Origin of the sequence: Kitasatospora sp. NPDC050463 (genome assembly GCF_040655255.1) — a bacterium.
Classification (GTDB): Bacteria; Actinomycetota; Actinomycetes; order Streptomycetales; family Streptomycetaceae; genus Kitasatospora.
Genome location: NZ_JBFAJO010000014.1, coordinates 101804 through 121714, shown reverse-complemented (window position 1 = coordinate 121714; position 19911 = coordinate 101804). Strand labels below are relative to the sequence as shown.

The following is a 19911-nucleotide window of genomic DNA, read 5'->3' as shown; positions in this document are numbered from 1 at the left end:
CGCACGCCCGGTTTGTCACCATCCGGCGGAACGATCTCCGTCCCGGTGGCCGCGGCGCGGGGGCGGGGGCGGCCTGCCGGAGGGGTGCGGCGGGCGGCAGGTGGCCCGGTGGGGTGCGGTGCGGGGCGCGCTTGGCGCGGGGCGCGGGGCGTGCTTGGCGCGGGGCGCGAGCCGGCGCGCGTCAGGGGCGTGGCAGTCCGGAGGGATCCGGCTCTTGCGCCGGGCTACCCGGGCGCCCTTGACTGGCCCTTTGGCTAGCGACGCTCGTTAAGCGGACGATCGGACGAGAGGACCCCCGGTGCAGCAGGACGCGGAGCACGGCACCCAGTACGGCGACCAGTACATCGACGGCGAATGGCGGCCCTCCCTGGACGCCGGGTCGATCCCGGTACTGAATCCGGCGACCGAACAGGTGCTCGCCACCGTCCCCGCCGGCGGCACGGCCGACGTGGCCGCCGCCGTGGCCGCCGCCCGCCGGGCGGCCCGGAGTTGGGCCGCCACCTCGCGCGAGGACCGGCTGGCGCTGCTCACCCGGCTGCGGGACGGCCTGGCCGGGTGCCAGGAGGAGATAGCCGCCACCGTGGTCGCCGAGTTGGGTGCGCCCATCGGCTTCGCGACCGCCGTGCACGCCGGCCTGCCGCTGGCCGTCGCCGGCTCGTACCTCTCGCTGCTCGCCGAGTATCCCTTCGAGGAGCGGATCGGCAACTCGGTGGTGCTCGCCGAGCCGGCCGGCGTGGTCGCGGCGATCACGCCGTGGAACTATCCACTGCACCAGATCGTGGCCAAGGTCGTGCCGGCCCTGGCCGCCGGCTGCCCGGTGGTGCTCAAGCCCGCCGAGGACGCCCCGCTGGTCGCCCGGCTGTTCGCCCGGCTGGTCCACGAGGCGGGCTTCCCCGCCGGGGTGTTCAACCTGGTGACCGGTACCGGTGCGGCGGCCGGTGCGGCACTGGTCGGGCACCCGGAGGTGGACGTGGTCTCGTTCACCGGCTCCACCACCGTCGGCCGGACCGTCGCCGAGACCGCCGGCCGGGGCATCAAGCGGGTGGCGCTGGAGCTGGGCGGCAAATCGGCCAACGTGGTGCTGCCCGGTGCCGACCTGGCCCGTGCGGTCAACGTCAACGTCGCCAACGTCTTCGCCAACTCCGGCCAGACGTGCAGTGCCTGGACCAGGCTGCTGGTGCACCAGGACCAGTACGAGGAGGCGGTGGCGCTCGCCGCGAAGGCCTCCGCCAAGTACCTCCCGGGCGACCCGACCGATCCGCAGACCCGGGTCGGGCCCGTGGTCAGCGCCCGGCAGCGGGAGCGGGTGCGCGGCTACATCACCGGCGCGCTCGCCGAGGGTGCCCGCCTGGTCGTCGGCGGCGCGGACGCCCCGGCGGGCCTGGACACCGGCTTCTACGTCCAGCCGACCGTACTCGCCGATGTCACCAACGACATGACGGTGGCTCAGGAGGAGGTCTTCGGACCGGTGCTGGCCGTCCTGGCCTACCGCGACGAGGAACACGCCGCCGAACTGGCCAACGGCACCGAGTACGGCCTGGCCGGCGGCGTCTGGGCGGCGGACACCGACACCGCCGCCGCCTTCGCCCGCCGTCTCGACGCCGGCCAGGTCGATCTCAACGGCGGCCGCTTCAACCCGCTGGCCCCGTTCGGCGGTTACAAGAACTCGGGCCTCGGCCGCGAACTGGGCCGGCACGGCCTGGCGGAGTTCCTGCAGCACAAGTCGCTGCAGTACTGAGGCGGCACGGGGGACGCCCGAGGGAGCCCGGCGGTGCCGGATCCCCTCGGGCGTCGGCTGCGCAGGTGCGTCAGACCAGGTCGACACCCGGGTAGAGGGGGAAGCCCGCGAGCAGGTCGGCGGCACGCTTGGCGACGCCCTCGCGCAGGGCGTCGTCCAGGAGGTACTGGGCCTTGGATGGAGCGCCGGCCGCGGTGGTGACGGGCGTGGTGCCGCGCAGGACGGTGTCGATCAGGGCCGCGATCTCGTCCATCTCGGCGACACCCAGGCCCCGGGTGGTCAGCGCGGGGGTGCCGAGCCGGACGCCGGAGGTGTACCAGGCGCCGTTCGGGTCCCGCGGGACGGCGTTGCGGTTGGTGACGATGCCGGAGTCCAGCAGCGCCGCCTCGGCCTGCCGGCCGGTGAGCCCGTGACCGGAGACGTCCGCGAGCACCAGGTGGTTGTCCGTACCGCCGGTGACCAGCGTGCCGCCACGGCGCAGCAGGCCCTCGGCGAGCGCCTGCGCGTTGTCGACCACGCTCCGGGCGTACGTCCGGAACTCGGGGCGGCGGGCCTCGGCGAAGGCGACCGCCTTGGCGGCCATCACGTGCGAGAGCGGGCCGCCGAGCACCAGCGGGCAGCCGCGGTCGACGTGTTCGGCCAGCTCGGCGGTGCAGAGCACCATGCCACCGCGCGGGCCGCGCAGTGACTTGTGGGTGGTGGTGGTGACGATGTGGGCGTGCGGGACGGGGTCGTGGTCGCCGGTGAGCACCTTGCCCGCGACCAGGCCGGCGAAGTGCGCCATGTCGACCATCAGGGTCGCGCCGACCTCGTCCGCGATCTCGCGCATCGTACGGAAGTTGACCAGCCGCGGGTACGCGGAGTAGCCGGCCACCAGGATCAGCGGGCGGAACTCACGGGCGGTGGCACGCAGCGCGTCGTAGTCGATCAGGCCGGTGACCGGGTCGGTACCGTAACTGCGCTGCTCGAACATCTTGCCGGAGATGTTCGGCCGGAAGCCGTGGGTGAGGTGGCCGCCGGTGTCCAGGGACATGCCGAGCATCCGCTGGTTGCCGAGCTCGCGGCGCAGCTCGGCCCAGTCCTGCTCGGTGAGGTCGTTGACGTTGCGGACCTCGGCGCGCTTCAGGGCGGGGCTCTCGACGCGCTGGGAGAGGACGGCCCAGAAGGCGGTCAGGTTGGCGTCGATGCCGGAGTGCGGCTGGACGTAGGCGTGGTCGGCGCCGAAGAGCGCGCGGGCGTGCTCGGCGGCGATCGTCTCGACGGTGTCGACGTTGCGGCAGCCGGCGTAGAAGCGGCGGCCCGCGGTGCCCTCGGCGTACTTGTCGCTGAGCCAGTTGCCCATCGCGAGCAGGACGGCCGGGGACGCGTAGTTCTCGCTGGCGATGAGCTTGAGCGAAGCGCGCTGGTCCTCGATCTCCTGGCCGATGGCCGCGGCGATCCGCGGCTCCACCTCGCGGACGACGTCGAGGGCGCTGCGGAAGGCGGTGTTGGCGGTGGCGCCGGCGGCGGTGTGCGGCGCGGCAGGGGTGACAGGGGTGGCCAAGGCGGTCTCCTCGTGACGGACGGACGAGTACGGACGGCCCAGGCGCTCGGCAACATGGCGTGCGGGTGCACGGAGCCGCTTCCCGATGGTCGATTCCATCCGTGCGCGCCAGTCGCGGCTCACCGGGATCGTATCAATGTGCCGGCGGGTGTGGCGGAGATCTCAGAATGCGGGACGGGCCGGAGCCTTTGCCCCGTTATGCCCGTTCTTCTGCAACGGCAGTATTGCCGCGGAATGAAGCCGTCACAATCCCCGAAACATTGCACCCGAACTCCGCCGGGAATGATTTGCGGAAGTCCGGTGGCGTCCGATCTGATGGCGTTCGGCAGGCCGCCGGAAAACCCCCGCAGGCCGGTCCGGAAATGCACACCAGCGCACCCTCATCCACGGGGCGGCGGAGAAATTCGGGGAGTACGCCTCTCATGGCAGCGGTCGAGACAGTCACAGAGCCCTCCGGAGCCGACGCCGACGGCCGGACGCCCACCGAGGAGGGCTCCGCCAAGAACGCCTCCGCCGGAGAGGCCGCCCCCGGAAAGGGCGGCGCCGGAAGGTCGCCGGCCGCCGCGGCGTCCCCCCAGGGCCTGCTGGGCCTGCTGGGCCGGATCCGCCGCGACCGGGTCGGCACCACCGCCCTCGCGGTCGTCCTGCTCTTCCTGCTGCTCGCGCTCGCCGCCCCGCTGATCGCCGCCCTGTACGGCAGGAACCCGGTCGAGCACTACGGCCAGAACGCACCCGGCCTGCTCAGCGACGGCGGGCTGCCGATGGCGCCGAACGGCGGGATCTCGGGCGACTTCTGGTTCGGCCTGGAGCCCGGGCTCGGCCGCGACGTCCTCACCCAGTTGCTCTACGGGATCCGCACCTCGCTGCTGATCGCCTTCGCCTCGGCCGCCGTCACCACCGCGCTCGGGGTGCTGGCCGGGGTCGCGGTGGGCTACCTCGGCGGGATCACCGACCGGCTCTTCGGCTTCCTCTCCAACGTGCTGCTGGCCTTTCCGACGCTGCTCCTGCTGCTCGCGCTCAGCCCCGTCATCCAGTCCCGGCTGGTCGATCCCGACACCGCCGAACCCGAGTGGATGCAGTTCCTGGTACTGATCCTGGTTTTCTCCGCGTTCGGCTGGATTCCGCTCGCGCTTTCCCTCCGGGCTTCCGTGCGGTCACTCCGGGAAAGGGATTTCGTGCAGTCCGCCCGGGCCGTCGGCGCGAGCGCATTCCATATCGTGTTCCGTGAACTCCTGCCGAATGTCCGGGCGCAGCTCCTGGTGCACGCGACGATGGCGGTGCCGACCTTCGTCGCCTCCGAGGCGGTGCTGTCCTTCCTCGGTGTCGGCATCAACGAGCCGGTCCCGGACTGGGGCCGGATGATCGCCCGGGGCTCCGAGGTCTTCCAGGCCGACCCGACGTACATGTTCTTCCCCGGTGTGGCGCTGCTGCTCTTCGTCCTCGCCTTCAACCTGCTCGGAGACGCCGTACGGGACGCGCTCGACCCGCGCGCCGCCCGCTGAGCACCGCCGCCCGCCGTTCGCCCCGGCCTGGCCCCGCCGTTCCCTGTGCTGCCCTGCCCTGGCCTTCCCTTCGCGACGGCCCGACCGCCGAGGGGCGGCCCTCCTTCGGGAGCCGCTCCCCCCTTTCACACCTAGCCGCCCCGCCCCGGGGCAAGGAGAGATTCGCCATGCGCTGGATCAGACCGTCCCTCGCCGTCATCGCCACCGCGGTGCTGGCGACCTCCTGCTCGGCCGGCGCCGGCTCCACCTCCGGTACCGGTACCGGTACCGGTACCGGCAAGGAATCCTCGCCGCTGACGGCCGCGCTCGGCACCGAGCAGGAGAGCGCCGGCCCGGCCCCCGCCGTCCCCGGCGCCCGCCCGGGCGGCACCGTGAACGTCTACAACACCACCGACTTCCGCCACCTCGACCCGCAGAAGGTGTACGCGGGCGCCGCGTACAACACCTCGCTGCTCTGGGGCCGCCAGCTGACCCAATACCAGGTGGTGGACGGCAAGGCCAAGCTGGTCGGCGACCTCGCCACCGACACCGGGACCTCCGCCGACGGCGGCCGCACCTGGACGTACCGGCTGAAGGAGGGCGTGGCCTGGGAGGACGGCCTGCCGATCACCTCGCAGCAGGTCAAGTACGGCATCGAGCGCTCCTTCGGCAAGGGCTACGAGGTCGGCCCGCCGTACTGGGCGCAGTGGCTCACCGGCGAGGCCGGCTACGACGACGCCCGCAAGAAGTACGGCGGCCCGCAGGACGGCGACCTCGCCGCGATCGAGACCCCGGACGACCGCACCCTCGTCCTGCACTTCCCGCAGCCGCAGGCCGACGTGCCGTACATGGCCGCGCAGTCCTCCTCCTCCCCGGTGCGCAAGGACAAGGACACCGGCACGGACTACGACCGCCTACCGTTCTCCAGCGGCCCGTACCGGATCGCCGAGCACGTCCAGAACACCCGGCTGGTGCTGGAGCGCAACCCGCATTGGAAGCCGGAGACCGACCCGATCCGCAGCCAGTACCCGGAGAAGTTCGTCTTCACCTTCGGCAAGGAGGCGCTCAACATCAACCAGGAGATCCTCTCCGGACGGGACGGCGGCGCCGACGCCACCACGGTGGCCACCCAGCTCTCCCCCGAGCTCTACCAGAGCGTCGACACCGACCCCAAGGCCAAGGAGCTGCTGGTCTCCGGCCGGCAGGGCGCCTTCGTCACCCAGCTCGTGATCAACAACGAGCGGGTGCCGGACGTCGAGGTCCGCCGGGCGCTGCACCTCGCCTACCCGCGCCAGCAGGCGCGCCAGGTCCAGGGCGGCACCCGGGTCGGCGAGCCGGCCACTACGCTCAGCTCCCCCGCACTGGTCGACTGGCAGAAGTACGACCTGTACCCGGCCAGGCCGGAGGGCGACCCGGAGGCCGCCAAACGGCAGCTCGCCAAGGCGAAGCAGCCGCCGGCCGCCCTGACCTACGCGTACGCCAACACGCCGAACGGGCAGCGGGTCGCCCAGGTGCTGGTCGAGGGCTTCGCCAAGGCCGGGATCACCATCGTGCCGAAGCCGATCGACCCCAAGGCGCTGCTGGACGAGGCGCACCGCGCCGACTCGCCGTACGACCTGTTCGAGGAGACCAGCTCGGTCGACTGGCCGACCCCGTCCACGCTGGTCCCGTTCTCCTTCGACGGCCGGGCCAACAGCGACCTCAACTCCGCCCGCTACCGCAACGCCGAGGTGGACAAGGAGATCGACCGGATCAACCAGATCGGCGAGCCGCGCGCCAAGGCCAAGGAGCTCTACGCGCTGGAGCAGACCGTGATGAAGGACGTGCCGGTGCTGCCCTTCGCCTACCCGACCGTGAACCAGCTGCGCGGCAGCAACGTCGGCGGGGCGTTCGTCCACCCGATCTACGGGTCGGTCGGCCTGGCCTGGCTCTACCTCAAGTCCTGACGTCCTGACGCCGCCGGTGGCTCGGCCCGTCCTGCGGGCCGGGCCGCCGACCCCCCTTCCGCTCCCCCGCCCGCCCCCTTCCGCCCCTCCTCCCGCTCCCCTCCCACTCCCCTTCCGCCCCTCCTCGACCCCGGACCGGCCATGCTCTCCTTCGCCCTGCGGCGGACCCTCCAGGCCCTCGCCGTCCTGGTCGCGGTCTCCGCCGCCGCCTTCGCCCTCTTCTACGCCGCCCCCGCCGACCCGGCCCGCGCGGCCTGCGGCCCGCGCTGCGACTCCGGCCAGGTCGCGTCCGTCCGCCAGAGCATGGGCCTGGACCAGCCGCTGCTCACCCAGTACACCGACTACCTGGCCGGGGTCGTCGCCGGGCGGGACATCGCCGACGTCGACGGCTCGGTCATCCACTGCGACGCGCCCTGCCTCGGCTACTCCTACCGGCTCCACCAGCCCGTCACCGAGGCCCTGGCCGACCACCTGCCGGTGACCTTCTCGCTCACCGCCGGTGCCCTCGCCGTCCTGGTACTGCTCGGCCTCGGCACCGGCTTCGTCGCCGCCCTGCGCCACGGGACCAGGACGGACCGGCTGCTCTCCGGCTTCACCCTGGTCGGTGCCAGCGTGCAGATCTACTTCCTCGGGTACGTCGCCCAGTGGGCACTGGTCTACTCGACCGGCCTGCTGCCGCTGCCCTCCTACACCCCGCCGGCCGAGGACCCGGCCGCCTGGGCGGGCGGGATGCTGCTGCCCTGGCTGGTCCTCGGCTTCGTCAACTCGGCCGTCTTCGCCCGGCTCTCGCGCTCCCAGCTGCTGGAGACGATGAACGAGGAGTACGTCCGCACCGCGCGCGGCAAGGGCCTCGGCCGGCTGCGCACCCATCTCAAGTACACCTCGCGCGGCGCCGCCGGCCCGCTGGTGCAGCTGCTCGGTCTGGAGGCCGGCGCGCTGCTCGGCGGCGCGGTGATCACCGAGACCGTGTTCGGGCTGAACGGCGTCGGCACCTTCGCCGCCGAGGCCGTCTCCGGGCAGGACCTGCCGGCCGTGGTCGGCGCCGTGCTGCTCGCCGCCTGCTTCGTGGTGCTGTTCGTCGCCCTGGCCGACCTCGCGGTGGCCTGGCTCGATCCGCGCATCCGCCTCAGCTGACCCCCTCTGGAGTGTTCCGATGACCCCCTCCACCGAAGCGGTGCTGAGCGTCCGCGACCTGTCCGTGTCCTTCGCCGACCCCCGCGGCGGCGCGCCCGTACGGGCCGTCCGCGGCCTCTCCTTCGATCTCGCCCGGGGTGAAGTCCTCGGCCTGGTCGGCGAGTCCGGCTCCGGCAAGTCCGCGACCGGCCTCGCCGTGCTCGGCCTGCACGACCCGCGCACCACCACCGTCACCGGCTCGGTCCGGCTCGGCGGCCGGGAGCTGGTCGGCGCGGACGAGGGCGTGCTGCGCGAGGTGCGCGGCGGCCGGGTCGCCCTGGTCTTCCAGGACGCGCTCACCTCGCTCAGCCCGTTCCACGGCGTGGGCGCGCAGTTGGCCGAGATGTACCGGCTGCACCACCCAGGCGCCGGCCGCGCCGAGGCCCGGCGGCGGGCCGCCGCCATGCTGGACCGGGTCGGCATCCCGGCCGCCCGGGTCCGCGACCATCCGCACCTCTTCTCCGGCGGCATGCGCCAGCGGGTGATGATCGCCATGGCGCTGATGAACGACCCGGACGTGCTGATCGCCGACGAGCCGACCACCGCGCTGGACGCCCGTGTCCAGCGGCAGGTCCTCGACCTGCTGGGCGAGTTGCAGCGCGAGCACGGCACGGCGGTGCTGCTGGTCAGCCACGACCTCGGCGTGGTGGCCGGGACGACCGACCGGACGCTGGTACTGCGCGACGGCGAACAGGTGGAGTCGGCGCCGACCCCCGAGCTGCTGGCCGCGCCGCGACAGCCCTACACCCGGGCCCTGGTGGGAGCGGCACTCACCCGGGAGACCGTACCGGGCACACCGCTGGCGACCGTCGACGACCCGTCGCCGTCCTTCTCCTTCGCGCGGCGGGTGAGCGCCGCCCCCGACCGCTGGCTGGTCGAGATCGAGGACCTCGCCGTCCACTTCCCCGGGCGGCGCGGCCTCACCGGCCGGCGCGGCGAGCCCGTCCGCGCGGTGGAGGGGGTGAGCCTGCGGATCGCCCCGGGCGAGACCCTGGGCCTGGTGGGCGAGTCCGGCTCCGGCAAGTCCACCACCTCCCGGGTCCTGGCCGGCCTGCAACCGGTGAGCGCCGGCCGGGTGCGTTACGACGGCGTCGACGCCACCACTCCCGACCGGGCACTGCGCCGCCGGCTCAGCCGCGAGATCCAGCTGGTCTTCCAGGATCCGTACGCCTCGCTCAATCCGCGCCGCACCGTCGGCCAGACCCTCGACACGCCGCTGCGGCTGCACACCGCCCTCGGCCCGGCCGAACGACGCGAGCGCTCCGCCGAGTTGCTGGCGCAGGTCGGTCTGTCGGCCGCGCACCTGGACCGCTACCCGCACGAGTTCTCCGGCGGCCAGCGCCAGCGGATCGGCATCGCCCGGGCGCTCGCCCCCGAGCCCCGGCTGATCATCGCCGACGAACCCGTCTCCGCCTTGGACGTCTCGGTCCGGGCCCAGGTGCTCAACCTGCTGATGGAGCTGCGCGAACGCCTGGGCGTCGCCTTCCTGTTCGTCTCGCACGACCTCTCCGTGGTGCGGCACTTCTGCGACCGCGTCGCGGTGATGCACGGCGGCCGGCTGGTCGAGTCCGCCGACCGCGACCGGCTGTTCACCGCCCCGCACACCGACTACACCAGAGAGTTGCTGGCCGCCGCGCACTGAGGGTGTGTCGCCGCCTGCAGGGCCGACCCGCTCCGCATACGATCGGCTACCGGCAGCGACTCCCCCCACCCCGGAGAAGGGGTTCCCGATGACCCTCGTCAGCCAGGCCGCCACACTGCTCCAGCTGTTGGGCCGGCTCCACCCCGAGGCCCTGGACGGCATCCGCCCGCACCTGCCCGTCCTCGGCCCCACCCGCCACGTCCATCTGGCCGCGCACGGCAGCGCAGAGGTCGGACTCAACCCGCAGCCGCTCCCGCCCGGCGCGACCGACCTGCGGCTGGCCGTCGCCGGAACGGTCAACGCGGTGGCCAACGCGGCCATCACCGCACGCCTGTCCGGCGGGGACCCGCGCACCATCCTCACCGAGGTCGGGGACGACTGGTGCCCGACCCCGCCGGACCGGCGCATCCCGTGGCCCGGCACTGGCCCTTCCCCTGGCCGCCCGGCGAGCCGTACCCGATCGACCCCGGCTACGCCACGCCGGCCGTCCAGGCCCAGGCCGCGCTCGCCTTCCAGGCCTACGCCGGCGGGGTCGCGGACGAGGAACTGGGCGCCGCCTTCGGCGAACTGGCGGAGCGGCTCGGCCAGGCGGCGATCGGGGCCGCGGGCTGAGCCACTGCGCCGGCGGCGGAGCGGCGGGCGGCGTCCGGGAGGACGGCGCCCCGACGGCCGGGCGGGGAGCGGGGCTTCGGTCTCAGCGAATCGTCGCGAACGCCTCGTCGATCGCCGCACAGGTCGCCTCGATGTCGTCCTCGGTCACCGCCGCCGACACGAACCAGCAGGCCAGCCCGTACGCGTTGACGTGGATGCCGCGTGCCACCAGGGCGTGCCGGAAGGCGTCGTAGCGCCCCTGATCCAGCGCGAAGGTGTCCCGGTACCGCCTGGTCGGCGCGCCGTCGGCGGAGAACACCACCTGGAACATCGCGCCGACACCCTGCACCGCGCACGGGACGCCGTGGTCCCGGGCGGCCCTGCGGACAGCGGTCATGATGCGCCGGCCGGCCGCGTCGATCCGGTCGGTGACCGCCGGATCCGCGAGCCGGGTAAGCGTCACCAGGGCGGCGGTGACGCAGAGCGGGGAGCCGTTGTACGTCCCGCCGTGCTTCACCCGGTTGGCGGCCACCTCGCCCATGACGTCGGCCCGGCCGGCGAAGGCCGCGATGGGCAGCCCGCCGCCGAGCGCCTTGGAGTAGACCGCCAGGTCGGGGACGACACCGAACAGGGCCTGCGCGCCGCCCGGGCCGGTACGGAAGCCCGTACACACCTCGTCGAAGATCAGGAGGAGTCCCCGCGCGGTGCACTCCTCGCGCAGGACCTCCAGGAAGCCCGGAGCCGGCATGGTGCAGGCGTTGTTGGCGACGATCGGCTCGCAGATCACCGCCGCGATCTCGCGCCGGTGCGCGTCCAGCACGGTGCGCAGCGCCGCGGGGTCGTTCCACGGGCAGACCAGCACGTCCGCCACCACGCCGGGCGGGATCCCCGGGGAGTGCGGCAGGGCCGCCGGCGCCTCGTAGGGGCCGGCCTCGGCGGCGGTCGGCCGGTTGGAGATCGCCAGCGTGTCCACCCAACCGTGGTAGTGCCCCTCGAACTTGAGGATCCTGGACCGCCCGGTGAAGCCACGGGCCGCCCGGACCGCCCCCTGGATCGCCTCCGAGCCCGAGTTGGCGTACCGCACCAGGTCGGCGCAGGGCACCATCCGCTGGATCTGCTCGGCCAGTTCGATCTCCGGCAGGTTGCAGGTGCCGAACATGGTGCCGGTCTGCAGGACGCCACCCAGGGCCCGGGCGAGGCCGGGGTCGGCGTGGCCGAGGACGGCACTGCCGTAGGAGATCAGGAAGTCCACGTACTCGTTGCCGTCGGCGTCCCAGACGTGCGAACCGGAGCCGCGTTCGATGTACAGGGGGTACGGGTGCGGACCGGTGGAGGTGATGCGGGAGGACGAACTGACGCCGCCGGCCAGGGACTTCCCGGCCCGGTCGAACAGGGCTCGGCTGGTGTCCGTCCGGGGCCCCACCGGTGTTCCGGCGTGAGGTGCGGCGTTGAAGGTCCGTCGAGGGGTCATCCGCTGTTCCTGTCCCAGTGGTTCGGCTGTGGTGGTACGGGCCCCGACGGCTCGGGTCCCGGTGGTGCTTGCGCGCGGCGGCCCGCGGGCGCGGCGGCGCCGTCCGGCGCCGGCACCCGCCCGGATGGGCGCCCTTGACGACCATCGCCGTTCAATCGAAAACTGATCTCTCGTCATGTTCCCGCAAGATCGAGGGAGTTGCATTCGTGGCCGCGAAGATCTCGGTGGTGACGGGGGCGGGCAGCAACGTCGGACGGGCCTGCGCGCTGGCCCTGGCGGCGGACGGCTGGTCGGTCGTCCTGGTCGGCCGGCGCAAGGACGCCCTGGAGGAGACCGCCCGGCTGGCCGGGCCGTCGCTCACGGACCGCCTGGTCCCGCTGCCCGCGGACATCACCGATCCCGCGGCCGTACGCGAGCTGTTCGCCGAGATCGCGCTGCGCTTCGGTCGGCTCGACCTCCTGTTCAACAACGCGGCCGACACCATGCCCTACATCCCGACCGAGGACGTCACCGCCGAGGACTGGGGCCGGGTGCTCGGGTCCATCGCCACCGGCAGCTTCCTCTGCGCCCAGGCCGCGTACCGGATGATGAAGGAGCAGTCGCCACGCGGCGGACGGATCATCAACAACGGCGCGCCGTCGGCCCACGCCCCCCGCCCCGACTCGATCGCGTTCACCGCCGCGAAGCACGCGGTGGCCGGTCTGACCAAGTCGCTCTCCCTGGACGGGCGCCGGTACGACATCGCCTGCGGGCAGATCGACATCGGGAACGTGACGCCCGGCGACCGGGAGCAGCCCGCCGCCCGCCAGGCCGACGGCAGCCTCCGGGTCGAACCGACCATGGACGTCCGCCATGTCGCGGAGACCGTGGTGACGATGGCGGCGCTGCCGCTCGGTGTGAACATCCCGTCGATCACGGTGATGCCGAGCGCCATGCCCTTCGTCGGCCGCGGCTAGTGCCGCACTGAGCCCGGGCCGCCTCCTGGCGCCGAATGGATCGGCAGGCCGCCGCCCTCCCACCGAATGACGACTCTGAGTGACCGCGACGGCGCCCTGTGCTGGACCGGAGCGTCGGAGGCGGCCGAGGCGCCACCCCCACCAGGCCCACCATCCGGCAGAAGTACCGGGGACGGGCGGGTAGCGTGGGTACATCAGTATCCGGGCGGGGCCCCCGAGAGCGTCACGGTGCGTCACGATGTGTCGACGCACTCCGTGCGTCCGCCGCACGGGTGCCGACTGCCCCGTCCACCCGGACGCGGCACGGACCGCTCCTAGGACACCGCGACATGCCTACCCCGACCACCGCGTACGTCAGCCGACCGGCCCTGGTCGCGGGCCCCCATGTCGTCCCGGCCGAGCGGATCCGCGACGACATCCTCGCCCGCAACCCCGACTACCCGCCCCGGAAGGCCCAGACCGTGCGGATGGCCCTGAGCAACCTGCCCGGCACCCGCCGGTACTTCCAGCCGTACGAGGTCGTCACCTCGCCCGACCGCACCGCCGCCGAGCGCAAGAGCACCACCATGGCCGACCTGCTGGACGCCGCCGAGAACGCCGCCACCGAGGCGATGGCGGCCGCGGACGTGAACGCCGAGGACGTCGACTGCATCGTCGTCAGCAGCGCGACCGGCGACGGGGTGCCGGGGCTGGACGTCCTCCTCCAGCAGCGGCTCGGGCTCCGCCCCGACATCCGCCGCCGACCGATGACGCAGCTGGCCTGCGCGGGCGGCGCGCACGTGCTGATCGCCGCCCAGGAGTACCTGACCGGGAATCCCGGGGGCGTCGTCCTGGTGGTCGCCGGCGAATCCCTCTCCTCGCTCTACCAGGACTCCCAGACCTCGGTCGAGGACCAGATCTACAAGGGGCTGTGGGGGGACATGGTCGGTGCGGCCGTCGTCACCGGCGAGCGGCGCACGCCCGGGCTGCGCCTCGGCCACAGCTTCGAGTACACGATCCCGCGGACCACCGACCGGTACCGCAAGCTGACCGACGAGCGCGGCGACCACTTCGCCTCCACCCGGGCCTCGCTCCGCTCGGTCACCGACCTCGGGCCGGCCCTGCTCGGATGGCTGGACCGGCACGGCGGCCGGGAGCTCGACTTCGGTGTGCTGCATCCGGGCGGGCCCGCCATAGTCGACAGGCTGGGCACACTGCTCGGCGTGGACGAGGCCTTCCTCCGGCATTCCAAGGCGGTGCTCGCCGAGGAGGGCAACCTGGGCGGAGCGACGGTCTTCTCCGTCCTGGCCCGGACCCACCGGACGCCCCCGGCCACCGGTGCGCGCGGACTGGTCTTCGGCCTCGGCCCGGGGGTCGCGCTCAGCGCACTGCTCGTCACCTGGGCCGGTCCCGCCGACTGAGCGGGCCGGGCTGGGGCGGCAGTGCGCCGGATGGGGGCGGGCGCGCAGCTCCGAGCACCGGCCGAGCGGTGAGCGGTGACAGGATGTCGAGCGGTGATCGGTTCGCTGATCAACGACAGGAAGGCGAGCGGCGGCCGGGCCCGGGCTACGCGCTCGGCACGATCCGCTCGACCAGCGTCCCGACCAGCGCGGCTAGGCCGTCGGTACCCAACACCTCGGGGAGGGTGAGGTGTTCGACCAGTAGCCCGGTCATCGCGAGGTAGAGGACGACGACCGTCTCGCGATCGCCCGGCAGGCCCTCGCCCACGTGGTAGGCGATGTTCGCCTCCAGCTGCTCGCGGATCGTGCCGGTGAGCTCGGCGCGCAGCTCGGGCCGGCGGGTGGCCTCCAGCCGCAGTTCGAGCAGGGCCAGGTAGCCGGCCCGCTCGGCGGTGATCCGGCCCAGCAGGTCGTGCATCAGCGCGGTCACCAGGGCGCGGTCGCGCGGGGCGCGCAGCAGGTCCGCGATGACGTCCGAGTCCGGGGTGAGCCGGTGGTGGATGTGACGGGCGGTCTGATGGAGCAGGTCGTCGCGGTTGGCGAAGTAGTTGGAGGCGGTGCCGGCGGGGACGCCCGCCTGCACGTCGACCGCGCGGAAGGTGAGGCCCCGGGCGCCCTCACGGGCGAGAACGTCGATCGCGGCATCGGTGAGGGCGGTACGTCGAGCGGGGTTCTGCACCACGGTTCTGATCCTCCTTCGGAAACTCCTGGACAACCACTACAGACTGAGTACTATAGCCGGAGTGGTTGAGGGCACAGGGCCTTCGACCGACTTCCAAGGACGTGAATGCGCAAGCTCACCTACTACGTCGCTGCCACCCTCGACGGCTTCATCGCCGCCCCGGACGGCGACTTCGGTTTCTTCGACCCCTACATCCCCGGCGCCCTCCCCTTCCTGACCGGCGAGATGGGTGACGCCCTGCCCACTCCCGCCCGCGCGGCGTTCGGCCTGGCCGACGCGCCCAACGAGCGCTTCGACACCGTGCTGATGGGCCGCGGCAGCTACGAGCCGGGCCTGGCGGTCGGCCTCTCCAGCCCGTACGCCCACCTGCGCCAGATCGTGGTCTCCCGCTCGCTCACCAGCAGCCCGGACCCGGCCGTCGAGGTCACCGCGGAGGAGCCGCTCGACCTGGTCCGCCGGCTGAAGCAGGAGGAGGGCCTCGGCATCTACCTCTGCGGCGGCGGCGACCTCGCCGGTCAACTGCTGCCCGAGATCGATGAACTGATCGTCAAGCTGAACCCCGTCGCGGTCGGCTCCGGCGTCCCGCTCTTCCGGGCCGCGTTCTCGCCGAACGCCTTCACGCTGACCGACACCCGGGTACTCGCCAACGGCGTCGTCGTCCTCACCTACGCGAAGGCTTCCGGGGTGTCCGCCCCGACAGCCGGCTGACGCTGACCACCAGACAGACGCCGACGACCACGATCGCCCCGCCCACCAGGGTGGGGCCGGTCAGTGGTTCGGCCAGGACCAGCGAGCCGAGCAGTACCGCCACCACCGGGTTCACGTACGCGTAGGTGGCGACCAGGGTCAGCGGCGCGGACTGCAGCAGCCAGGCGTACGCGGTGAAGCCGACCAGCGAGCCGACCACCACCAGGTAGCCGAGCGCCAGCCAGGACCGGGTGGAGTAGGCGCCGAGATCCAGCCCACGCTGCTCCCCTCGTGCCAGTCCGATCAGCACATTGCCCAGCCCGCCCACGATCATCTGGTACGCGCTCGCCGCGAAGACGTTGCCCGGCATCGGGATCCGCTTGGCGGCGAACGAGCCGGACGCCCAGGTCAGCGTGGCGCAGATGACCGCGATCACGCCGGCCGGTGCGATGTCCCCGCCGATCGCGGGTGCGGAGAGCACCGCCAGACCCACCAGCCCGAGCAGTACCCCGGCCAGTTCGACGGGCTTGGGCCGGTCCCCGGTCGCCGCCGTGAGCAGCACCGTCCAGAGCGGGACGGCCGCCACCAGCAGCGCGGCCAGCCCGGAGGGGATGGAGTTCTCGCCGAGCACGACCAGCCCGTTGCCGCCGGTCAGCAGCAGCAGTCCGACCAGCGCGGAGGAGCCGAACTGCCGCCGGTCCACCCGGAGCCCGGCCCGCCCCTGGCGGAACAGGACGAAGCCGCCCAGCAGCAGCCCGGCGACGAGGAAGCGTGCCCCGGCGGAGAGGAACGAGGGCATCGTCTCCAAGGCGATCCGGATCGCCAGATAGGTGGAGCCCCACACCACGTACACCACGGCGAGCGCCAGCCAGACCGCACTGCCCAGGCCGGCCGGGCCGGGGGCCGCGTGAACGGGCACCCCGGCCGGGGTCGGGGCGAACGGGCGCGAGACGGGAGCTGTCATGGGTGTCCCCCTAGGACGGTGCTGGCGGTCACCCGCCATGACAGCGCATCGGCGCACCCGCGCGCCAGTGGGTATCACCAGACGGTCGCCGCCGCCCTCCGAGGTGCTCGGCGCGGGCGCTACGGTGGGCGCTCCCCCAGCCGGGAGGACCGCGCACCAGGAGGCCCCTTGTCCGACGCACCACCCGCCGACCGGCCCGCCGACCAGCCCGGCGCCCTGCCGTTCTTCGTCTACGGCACGCTCCGCACCGGCGGCCGCAACCACGCCGTCCACCTGGCCGGGCGCTGCGCCGCCGTCCGGGCCGCCGTAGTCGACGGCGCGGCGCTGCACGACGGCCCGGGCTTCCCGTACGCGGTACCGGACGCCACCCCCGGCCGGCGCGTCATCGGCGAGCTGATCACCGTGCGCCCCGGCGCCTACGCCGCCGCGCTCACCGCGCTCGACCGGCTGGAGGACTGCCGCGCCGACGGCACCGGCGAGTACGTACGCGCGCGGCTCGCCGTCCGGACGCCGGCCGGGGGCACCGAGGACGCCTGGGTCTACCTGGCCGGCCCGGCCGTCGCCGCCCGCCTGCGCGCCCGCCCCGCGCTCGTCCCGTCCGGGGACTGGACCCGCCGCGACGAGCGCTGAGCGCGCGGAACCGAACGCCGAGAACGTGGGACCGAGCACAGAAGGCACGGAACCGGGCCCGACCCCCGCACCCCCGAGGCCCCCGCACGACGCCAACCCCGGTCGCCGAGGCCCGCCACCCTCGCCGGAGACCGCCCCGGCGGCGGCGGGTAGGCTGCCGCCTGCATGTTTCCCCGTTCCCGAGGAGCCTTCCGGTGTCCGACCTCCCTCCCCCGATCAGCGTCGTCGGGATCGGGGCCGACGGCTGGCCCGGCCTCGCCGCCACCTCCCGGGCGGTGCTGCGGACGGCCGAGGTCGTGATCGGCGGGCCGCGGCAGCTGGCCCTGCTCCCCGCCGACGAGGTCGCCGCCGAGCGGGTGCCGTGGCCGTCCCCGCTGCGCCCGGCCGTCCCCGGACTGCTCGCCGAACACACCGACCGCCGGGTGGCGGTGCTGGCCAGCGGCGACCCGATGTTCCACGGCATCGGCCGCACCCTCGCCGAGACCGTCGGCGCCGGGCGGCTGCGCGTCCTGCCGCACCCCTCCTCCGTCTCCTACGCCTGCGCCCGGCTCGGCTGGCCGCTGGAGGCCACCGAGGTGGTCAGCCTGGTCGGCCGCCCCCTGGACACCCTGGCACTCGCCCTGCACCCCGGCCGCCGGCTGCTCGTCCTCAGCGCCGACAGCCGGACGCCCGCCGCCGTCGCCGCGCTGCTCACCGCGCGCGGCTTCGGCACCGCCCGGCTACGCGTGCTGGAGCAGCTGGGCGGCCCCGGCGAGCGGCTGCTGGACGGCCCGGCGGACGGCTGGCCGCACCCCGACGGCGACCCGCTGAACGTGATCGCGGTCGAGCTGGGCAACGGCCCCCGCTCCTCCCTGGTGCCCGGTCTGCCCGACGCCGCCTACGAGAGCGACGGCCAGCTGACCAAGCGGCACGTCCGCGCCGCCACCCTGGCCTCCCTGGCCCCCGCACCCGGCGAGTTGCTCTGGGACGTCGGCGGCGGCTCCGGCTCGATCGCGATCGAGTGGCTGCGCGCCCATCGCGACAACCGGGCGGTGACCGTCGAGCGCAGCGCCGTCCGGGCCGAACGGATCGGCCGCAACGCCGCCGCACTCGGCGTGCCCCGGCTGCGGGTCGTCACCGGCCCGGCGCCGGACGCGCTCGCCGGACTGCCCGTCCCCGACGCCGTGTTCATCGGCGGCGGCCTCACCGCACCCGGCCTGCTGGAGGCCTGCTGGGCGGCGCTGCCGCCGGGCGGCCGACTGGTCGCCAACACCGTGACGCTGGAGTCCGAGGCCCTGCTCACCACGTGGTACCGGCGGCACGGCGGCGAGTTGCTGCGCCTGGCCGTCGCGCACGCCGTACCGGTGGGCGGCTTCACCGGCTGGCGGCAGGCGATGCCGGTCACCCAGTGGTCCGCCGTCAAACCGTCGACCGATCCAGGAGCGAGTTCATGACCGTCTACTTCATCGGAGCCGGCCCGGGCGCCGCCGACCTGATCACCCTGCGCGGTGCGCGCATCCTGGCCCGCGCCGAGGTCTGCCTCTACGCCGGCAGCCTGGTGCCGCGCGAGCTGCTGGACGCGTGCCCGGCCGGCGCCCGGCTGGTCGACACCGCGCAGCTCGACCTGGACCGGATCGTCGCCGAGCTGGTCGCCGCCCATGAGGCCGGACAGGACGTGGCCCGGCTGCACTCCGGCGACCCGTCGGTGTTCAGCGCCGTCGCCGAGCAGATGCGCCGCCTCGACGCGGTGGGCGTGCCCTACGAGATCGTGCCCGGCGTGCCCGCCTTCGCCGCCGCGGCCGCGGCGCTCAAGCGCGAGCTGACGGTGCCGACGGTCGGTCAGACCGTCATCCTCACCCGGATCGCCAAGCGCGCCACCCCGATGCCCGAGGGCGAGGACCTCGCCACGCTCGGCCGCAGCGGCGCCCTGCTGGTGCTGCACCTCGCCGCCGGGTACATCGACGACGTGGTCGAGCAGCTGCTGCCGCACTACGGCGCCGACTGCCCGGCCGCCGTCGTCGCGATGGCCAGCCGCCCGGACGAGCTGGTGCTGCGCGGCACCGTCGCCACCATCGCCGGGCAGGTGAAGGCGGCGGGCGTGGTCCGCACCGCCGTCATCCTGGTCGGCCGGACGCTGGCCGCCGAGCAGTTCCGGGACAGCCACCTCTACTCGGCGGACCGCGAGCGCCCGCACGAGCCCTGCGGCGCGTGAGGGCCCACCTGCTCGTCCTCGGCGGGACCACCGAGGCACGGGCGCTCGCCACCGCCCTGGCCGACGCACCGCCGAGGGTCACCAGCTCGCTCGCCGGGCGGGTCGCCGAGCCCCGGCTGCCCGTCGGCGACGTCCGGATCGGCGGCTTCGGCGGGCCGGACGGGCTCGCCGCCTGGCTGCGCGCGGAGCGGGTCGACGCGGTCGTCGACGCCACCCACCCGTTCGCGGCCGTCATGTCGCGCAACGCGGCGCTGGCCGCCGCGGCGACCGGTGTCCCGCTGCTGGCGCTGCGCCGCCCCGGCTGGACGCGGGTGGACGGCGACCGCTGGCATCCGGTGGAGTCGCTGGAGGCCGCCGCCGCCGTACTCCCCGGGCTCGGCCGGCGGGTCTTCCTCACCACGGGCCGGCAGGGCATCGGCGCCTTCGCCCACCTCGACGGTCTGCACTTCCTGGCCCGCTCGGTCGACCCGCCCGAGCCGCCGATGCCGGCCGCCCTCGACGTCCTGCTCGACCGTGGCCCGTTCACCCTGGACGGCGAGCGGGCGCTGCTGCGCGAGCACCGGATCGACGTCGTGGTCACCAAGGACAGCGGTGGCGCCGCCACCGCCCCCAAGCTCACCGCGGCCCGCGAACTCGGCCTGCCGGTCGTGGTCGTCGAGCGCCCGGCGGTGCCGAAAGGGGTGCCGGTCGCCGAGTCCGTGCCGGCGGCCCTGGACTGGCTGGCCGCGCGCGGTCTCACCCTCCGATAACCGCGCGACGGCCGTTCTGCGCCCTGTC

Annotated in this window: 17 protein-coding genes and 1 riboswitch; of the genes, 13 read left to right on the top strand and 4 right to left on the bottom strand. The window is 73.9% G+C overall.

Translation table 11 applies throughout. The annotated features are described in order from the left end of the window. Nucleotides 1–298 precede the first annotated feature (298 nt). On the top strand, nt 299–1738 hold the full coding sequence (locus AB0J08_RS11890; RefSeq protein WP_360630936.1) for an aldehyde dehydrogenase family protein: 1440 nt from the start codon (nt 299–301) through the stop codon (nt 1736–1738). A 70-nt stretch (nt 1739–1808) separates the two neighbouring features. On the opposite strand, the gene AB0J08_RS11885 is transcribed toward AB0J08_RS11890, so the two are convergent. Then, nucleotides 1809–3281 carry a glycine hydroxymethyltransferase gene (locus tag AB0J08_RS11885; protein WP_360630933.1) on the bottom strand — a complete coding sequence of 491 codons (1473 nt, stop codon included), beginning with the start codon at nt 3279–3281 and terminating at the stop codon, nt 1809–1811. Between the two features lie 29 nt (nt 3282–3310). Beyond that, a riboswitch (ZMP/ZTP riboswitch) is annotated at nt 3311–3407 on the bottom strand. A gap of 296 nt (nt 3408–3703) precedes the next feature. Between AB0J08_RS11885 and AB0J08_RS11880 the strand changes: the two genes are divergently transcribed. The 5 genes from AB0J08_RS11880 (at nt 3704) to AB0J08_RS11860 (ending at nt 10135) form a co-directional block, all read left to right on the top strand. Continuing rightward, on the top strand, nt 3704–4783 hold the full coding sequence (locus AB0J08_RS11880) for an ABC transporter permease (protein WP_360630930.1): 1080 nt from the start codon (nt 3704–3706) through the stop codon (nt 4781–4783). A 167-nt stretch (nt 4784–4950) separates the two neighbouring features. After that, the gene (locus AB0J08_RS11875) at nt 4951–6708 is read left to right on the top strand and encodes an ABC transporter substrate-binding protein (protein ID WP_360630927.1); all 1758 of its coding nucleotides are present in this window, start codon (nt 4951–4953) and stop codon (nt 6706–6708) included. A 141-nt stretch (nt 6709–6849) separates the two neighbouring features. Next, a complete protein-coding gene (locus AB0J08_RS11870; protein ID WP_360630924.1) occupies nt 6850–7842 on the top strand; it encodes an ABC transporter permease in 993 nt (330 codons plus the stop codon). 19 nt (nt 7843–7861) lie between these two features. Next, nucleotides 7862–9523, top strand: a complete 1662-nt coding sequence (locus AB0J08_RS11865) for an ABC transporter ATP-binding protein (protein WP_360630921.1) — start codon at nt 7862–7864, stop codon at nt 9521–9523. Nucleotides 9524–9904: 381 nt separating this feature from the next. Next, the gene (locus AB0J08_RS11860) at nt 9905–10135 is read left to right on the top strand and encodes a hypothetical protein (protein ID WP_360630918.1); all 231 of its coding nucleotides are present in this window, start codon (nt 9905–9907) and stop codon (nt 10133–10135) included. 82 nt (nt 10136–10217) lie between these two features. On the opposite strand, the gene AB0J08_RS11855 is transcribed toward AB0J08_RS11860, so the two are convergent. Continuing rightward, nucleotides 10218–11585 carry a glutamate-1-semialdehyde 2,1-aminomutase gene (locus AB0J08_RS11855; protein ID WP_360630914.1) on the bottom strand — a complete coding sequence of 456 codons (1368 nt, stop codon included), beginning with the start codon at nt 11583–11585 and terminating at the stop codon, nt 10218–10220. A gap of 206 nt (nt 11586–11791) precedes the next feature. Here AB0J08_RS11855 and AB0J08_RS11850 point away from each other — a divergent pair, with 206 nt between their 5' ends. Beyond that, nucleotides 11792–12541 (top strand): SDR family oxidoreductase, encoded by a 750-nt coding sequence (locus AB0J08_RS11850; RefSeq protein ID WP_360630911.1) that lies wholly within the window; start codon nt 11792–11794, stop codon nt 12539–12541. Nucleotides 12542–12870: 329 nt separating this feature from the next. Continuing rightward, nucleotides 12871–13941, top strand: coding sequence for a PhlD (locus AB0J08_RS11845; protein WP_360630908.1), 1071 nt, complete (start codon nt 12871–12873; stop codon nt 13939–13941). A gap of 145 nt (nt 13942–14086) precedes the next feature. Here AB0J08_RS11845 and AB0J08_RS11840 read toward each other — a convergent pair whose 3' ends face one another. Further along, the gene (locus AB0J08_RS11840) at nt 14087–14662 is read right to left on the bottom strand and encodes a TetR family transcriptional regulator (RefSeq protein ID WP_360630905.1); all 576 of its coding nucleotides are present in this window, start codon (nt 14660–14662) and stop codon (nt 14087–14089) included. Nucleotides 14663–14767: 105 nt separating this feature from the next. On the opposite strand from AB0J08_RS11840, the gene AB0J08_RS11835 reads away from it, so the two are divergent. Then, nucleotides 14768–15370, top strand: coding sequence for a dihydrofolate reductase family protein (locus tag AB0J08_RS11835; protein WP_360630902.1), 603 nt, complete (start codon nt 14768–14770; stop codon nt 15368–15370). On the opposite strand, the gene AB0J08_RS11830 is transcribed toward AB0J08_RS11835, so the two are convergent. Continuing rightward, entirely contained in the window at nt 15324–16313 is a 990-nt protein-coding gene (locus AB0J08_RS11830; protein WP_360630899.1) for an EamA family transporter, read from the bottom strand. The genes AB0J08_RS11835 and AB0J08_RS11830 overlap by 47 nt on opposite strands. Nucleotides 16314–16481: 168 nt before the next feature. On the opposite strand from AB0J08_RS11830, the gene AB0J08_RS11825 reads away from it, so the two are divergent. The 4 genes from AB0J08_RS11825 (at nt 16482) to AB0J08_RS11810 (ending at nt 19883) form a co-directional block, all read left to right on the top strand. After that, the gene (locus AB0J08_RS11825) at nt 16482–16943 is read left to right on the top strand and encodes a gamma-glutamylcyclotransferase family protein (RefSeq protein ID WP_360630896.1); all 462 of its coding nucleotides are present in this window, start codon (nt 16482–16484) and stop codon (nt 16941–16943) included. A 194-nt stretch (nt 16944–17137) separates the two neighbouring features. Then, nucleotides 17138–18376 carry a precorrin-6y C5,15-methyltransferase (decarboxylating) subunit CbiE gene (gene cbiE, locus AB0J08_RS11820; protein ID WP_360630893.1) on the top strand — a complete coding sequence of 413 codons (1239 nt, stop codon included), beginning with the start codon at nt 17138–17140 and terminating at the stop codon, nt 18374–18376. Next, a complete protein-coding gene (gene cobM, locus AB0J08_RS11815) occupies nt 18373–19134 on the top strand; it encodes a precorrin-4 C(11)-methyltransferase (protein WP_360630890.1) in 762 nt (253 codons plus the stop codon). The genes cbiE and cobM overlap by 4 nt, the downstream gene beginning before the upstream one ends. After that, nucleotides 19122–19883, top strand: coding sequence for a cobalt-precorrin-6A reductase (locus AB0J08_RS11810; protein WP_360630990.1), 762 nt, complete (start codon nt 19122–19124; stop codon nt 19881–19883). The genes cobM and AB0J08_RS11810 overlap by 13 nt, the downstream gene beginning before the upstream one ends. Nucleotides 19884–19911 lie beyond the last annotated feature (28 nt).